The organism is Dialister sp. UBA1703, from assembly GCA_002320515.1.
Taxonomy (GTDB): Bacteria; Bacillota; Negativicutes; order Veillonellales; family Dialisteraceae; genus Dialister.
Genome location: DCJJ01000056.1, coordinates 1 through 4449, shown reverse-complemented (window position 1 = coordinate 4449; position 4449 = coordinate 1). Strand labels below are relative to the sequence as shown.

The window sequence follows — 4449 nt, the reverse complement described above, 5'->3', positions numbered from 1 at the left end:
TCACTACATTTTATGCGTCGCTATCGCTCCTATAAAATGTGTTCGCTGTGCATCGCTGGCGCTCAGGGGGCCTCAGCGCCTATGGTGCTGAGGATTGTGGATTGCCCTTCGGGCAATGAGTATATATGCCGCCTGTCGGCTAACCCCTTCCGGCTCGCTGCGCTCGCCACCCACCCCTTAAACAGGGGTGGGCAAGGGCTGTACGCGCTGAAATTCCCGCCGGACAGGGGCATTCTGAGCCGCAGGCGAAGAATCTCGGTGAGTGCCGCCAGTAACTCATCTGCCTGTAAATACCAGTGGGCGAGAAATACTTCTGGTGTATGCCGTAAGTGACTCCAACTAGCTCACTAGTACACCAGCTCACTAAACAATACCGGTCGGCGGAAAGGTGCCGCAGCAAGCGGTAAGCCGACAGCCGATAGCGGACAGCCGCCTCCTGTCCCACTGCCTCACCAGACCACAAAAAAAGGAGCGAAGAAATTTCCCGTTTCTTCGCTGCTCTTTGTTTAATTGTCCCGGAGCGCCCGTTTCAGGATCTTGCCGGTGGCGTTCTTCGGCAGAGCGTCCATGGGGATGAACCGGCGGGGGATTTTGTAGCTGGCGATGTTCTTGGACATATGCTTCCTGATTTTATTTTCATCGAAATCATATCCTTCCTTCATCACCACATAGGCCCATACCGCCTGTCCGCGGAGGGGATCCGGATGGCCTACCACGGCGCATTCCGCCACACCTTCCACTTCGTAGATGCAGTCCTCCACTTCGCCGGGGTAGATATTTTCCCCGTTCACGATGATGAGGTCTTTAATGCGGTCCACGATATAAATATACTTGTCGTCGTCCATGTAGGCCAGGTCGCCGGTGCGGAGCCAGCCGTCTTCAGACAGCACCTTCTTCGTTTCTTCCGGCTTGTTCCAGTAGCCCTTCATGACGTTGGAACCGCGCACCATGAGTTCGCCCACCGTGCCTGCGGTGTAGGGCGCGCCGTTTTCCGTGCGGATATAGGCTTCCACCCCCGGCAGCACCGGGCCGCTGGTCAGGTACTTCGGCTTGGCGCTGGGGAGCACGCATACCACCGGCGATGCTTCCGTCAGGCCGTAGCCTTCCTGTACGGGATGGCGGAAACGGAAATAGAAGGCCTGGGATACGGGCTGGGGAATGGAGGCGCCGCCGGAAATGAAGGTATGCACCGTCTTCATCACCGAAGGCTCGCCGCGCCTTGCCAGCAGGTTGTACATAGGCGGCACCATGATGGCAATGGTGACGGAATGTTCTACAATGGTATTGATGATTTCCGTAGGGCTCTTGGAGCGGAGGATGACGATGGTGGAATGGGCATAGAGGCCTGCATTCACCACGGTGGTAAGGCCGTAGCAGTGGAACATGGGCAGCACGCAGAGCACCTTGTCTTCCGCCTTGAATACAATGCGGGAAATGAACTGCTCCACATTGCTCACCAGATTCCGATGGGTGAGCATGGCCCCCTTCGGGCTGCCGGTGGTACCGGATGTATACACCAGGGCGCATACGTCATCCTCTGTCACGTCCTTCGGGAACGCCGGCGCCTCAGCGCTCTTCCCTTCTCCCGCCTTGAAATCCAGGTCGTGGATGTCAAGGGACGGGCAGGACACTTCCAGCGCCGTATCGGTAACAAGGAGCATGGCTCCTGCGTCTTTCATAATGTAATCCACTTCCCGGTCCACCAGGGAATTGTTCACCGGAATAATGATGGCCCCCAGGCTCACCACTGCCAGATACACATACACAAACTCCGGCCGGTTGGCAGAATAAAGGGCCACCCGGTCCCCCCTCCGGACACCCATCTCATAGAGACAGTTCCTGTATCGACGGAGCGCCTCTGCCAGTTCCCCATAAGTGACACGGCTTTCTCCTTCAAATACCACATGGGAAGGGTCCGCCCCTTTAATCATTTCATGTAAAAACATTTCGCACCTCTTTCATTCATAACAGTACCATTCTAGCAAAAAAACAGCTTTCTTTCAAATAGAGCCCCTGCCCTCGGGAAATGGAAGAGTACGGGGCCAAGCGGCCCAGGTTCAGAGGGTTCAAATGGTTCAGAGGGGAAAGGTTAACGGGGCCCTTGGCCCCGAAGGTTGTGGCCGCCTAACGGCGGCGGGTTGTGTTCGCTTCGCTCAAGGGGCGGCAGCCCTACCCCCTCCAACATACAGGAAATACCTTCAAATGACATTTTCATATATTGTAAACTAAATAATATTTCTAACTTGACAAATATCAGTTAACAGTTTTACACTAAAAAACAACAGCCGAAGTGCGATAACTTCGGATTATTTTATGCCTTTGCGGTTGACAATGAAGACATATGTAGTTAACAAAAGGAGTGGTTTCGTTGCTGTACAGTGTCAAAATGCGTTCCAGTCTTGGCGGTTATCATGGAGAAGGAGGCCGTCATATTTCCGGTGCGGAGCGGATTGTGCCGGAGGACCAGGTGGAAGCGGACGTGATTGCCATGCTCCGCCGGGCAAGGACCCATGAACGGGGAGCCGCCGATTTCATCCAGGTGAAGGTGGAAGAAGTGAAGCCCCAGACCATTGCCTACTGCCCCATGATTCCCATTTACCAGATGAATACGTCCACCAGGGAAGAAGGACGGGAAACGGCAAAGAAGGAGCTCGCCCGCATCGGCGTCAGTGAGGCCGCCATCCGGAGCGCCTTCCATGAACTGGAATCCCTCACCGACAGCATGCGGGGCGCCATCGTCATGGACGCCGTTACGGGAGAGCGGCTGGATGACCGCCATGAGCGGGGCGTGCGCTGCAGCAACATGGACTGCGAAGACACCGCCCTTTACGATGAAATCATGGGTAAAAAAGGCCTTGGCGGCGACCATCCCCGGGAAGCGCTGGTGCTGGCATCCAAGGTGGCCTATGCTCCCGGCACGGTGGCGGAGCTCTGCTGGTCCGATGACCCGGACTACGTCACCGGCTACGTGGGCTCCCGGAAATTCGGCTACGGCCGGATTACGGTAATGAAGGACATGGGCGACCCCGTAGGCGGCCGGGTATTCTTCGTCAAGCCCGGCACGGATATTAAGAAATACGATGATTATATGCAGAACCAGACCGTTCTTGTGAGGCTCCCCCATGAAGATCAGTGACATACCGGAAAAGCTGGATGAAATCAGGGCGGAAGGCCGCTTCCGCAAAGTTTCGGATCTCCGCATGATCACCGCCTCCAGAGGAGTGGACAGGGCGGGAAAGGAATACATCGTCTTCAACTCCAACGACTACCTGGGCATGACCCATGAAAAGGAAGTGGAAGAAGCGGCCCGCCAAGCCATTTCCTACGGCACCGGCTCCGGCGGTGCCCGGCTCACCAGCGGCGCGGTGTTTGAACTCTCCGACCTGGAAAAGGAAATCGCCGCCTTCAAGCACAAGGAAGACGCCGTCATTTTCAATACGGGCTACATGACAAACCTGGGCGTCCTCTATGCCCTGGCCGGGCCGGGAGACGTCATCTTCTCCGACGCCCTGAACCACGCCAGCATCGTAGACGGCTGCCGTATTTCCAAAGCCGCCGTGAAAGTCTACCCCCACTCCGACATGAAGGCTTTGGAAAAGCTCCTGGCAGAAACGGAAACAGCAGGGCAGCGCTTCATCGTCACCGACGGCGTATTCAGCATGGACGGCGACGTGGCAGACCTGCCGTCCCTTGTCAGGCTGAAGGACAAATACAAGGCCTGCCTCATTGTAGACGACGCCCACGCCACAGGCGTCATCGGTGAAACAGGCAGGGGCACGGCGGAATACTACCACATGGAAGGCATCGACATCCAGGTAGGCACCCTGTCCAAATCCCTGGGCGCCGAAGGCGGTTTTGCCGCCGCTGACAGAAATATGACCGACTACCTCCGCAACCGCTCCCGCCCCTTCATCTTCTCCACCTCCATTTCCGCCTCCACCGGCGCCGCCGCCCTGGCATCCCTGCGCCTGCTGGAAAGAAATCCGGAGACATACATGGGCGCCCTCCGCCGGAATACCCAATATATGAAGGAAAGGCTGACAGAAGCGGGCATTTCCTTCCTCCCCGGCGATACCTCCATCATCCCCATCGTCATGGGCAGGGAAGAAGCGGCCATGGAATACGCCGCCCGCTGCCGCAAAAGAGGCATCCTCCTCTCCGCCATCCGCCCGCCTTCCGTGCCTGCCGGTACCAGCCGCATCCGCCTCACCGTCACCGCCGCCCATACCAGGGAAGAACTGGACCGGGCTGTGAAGGTGATGAAGGAATGTTTCATGGGGGACTGCTGACGCAGTCCCGGGTGCAGAGGGTGGTGAAGGGAAAGGTTGACGGCCCTTTGGGCCGAAGGTTGTGGTGGCGGCTTCGCCGCAAGTTTTATAAAAAAAGGGGGGGCGCGGCTGGCGCCGCGGGTTGTGTAGAAGGGTTGCATCGCTTCGCTCAGGGGGCGAC

Annotated in this window: 3 protein-coding genes; 2 read left to right on the top strand and 1 reads right to left on the bottom strand. The window is 57.2% G+C overall.

What is annotated here, in order from left to right:
* Positions 1-506: 506 nt before the first annotated feature.
* Complete coding sequence (locus tag B2Y11_RS02635; protein WP_291055851.1) at positions 507-1946, bottom strand: class I adenylate-forming enzyme family protein; 1440 nt, start codon at positions 1944-1946, stop codon at positions 507-509.
* A 413-nt stretch (positions 1947-2359) separates the two neighbouring features.
* Here B2Y11_RS02635 and B2Y11_RS02630 point away from each other — a divergent pair, with 413 nt between their 5' ends.
* Both B2Y11_RS02630 and B2Y11_RS02625 read left to right on the top strand, forming a co-directional pair.
* Positions 2360-3136, top strand: a complete 777-nt coding sequence (locus B2Y11_RS02630; RefSeq protein WP_298025603.1) for a 6-carboxyhexanoate--CoA ligase — start codon at positions 2360-2362, stop codon at positions 3134-3136.
* Positions 3123-4289, top strand: coding sequence for an aminotransferase class I/II-fold pyridoxal phosphate-dependent enzyme (locus B2Y11_RS02625; protein WP_291055847.1), 1167 nt, complete (start codon positions 3123-3125; stop codon positions 4287-4289). Before B2Y11_RS02630 ends, B2Y11_RS02625 begins: the two co-directional genes overlap by 14 nt.
* Positions 4290-4449: the final 160 nt, after the last annotated feature.

Excerpts from the sequence above, each read along its gene's own strand:
- B2Y11_RS02635 (WP_291055851.1), bottom strand. The coding sequence starts at position 1,946 with ATGTTTTTACATGAAATGATTAAAGGGGCGGACCCTTCCCATGTGGTA.
- B2Y11_RS02625 (WP_291055847.1), top strand. The coding sequence starts at position 3,123 with ATGAAGATCAGTGACATACCGGAAAAGCTGGATGAAATCAGGGCGGAA.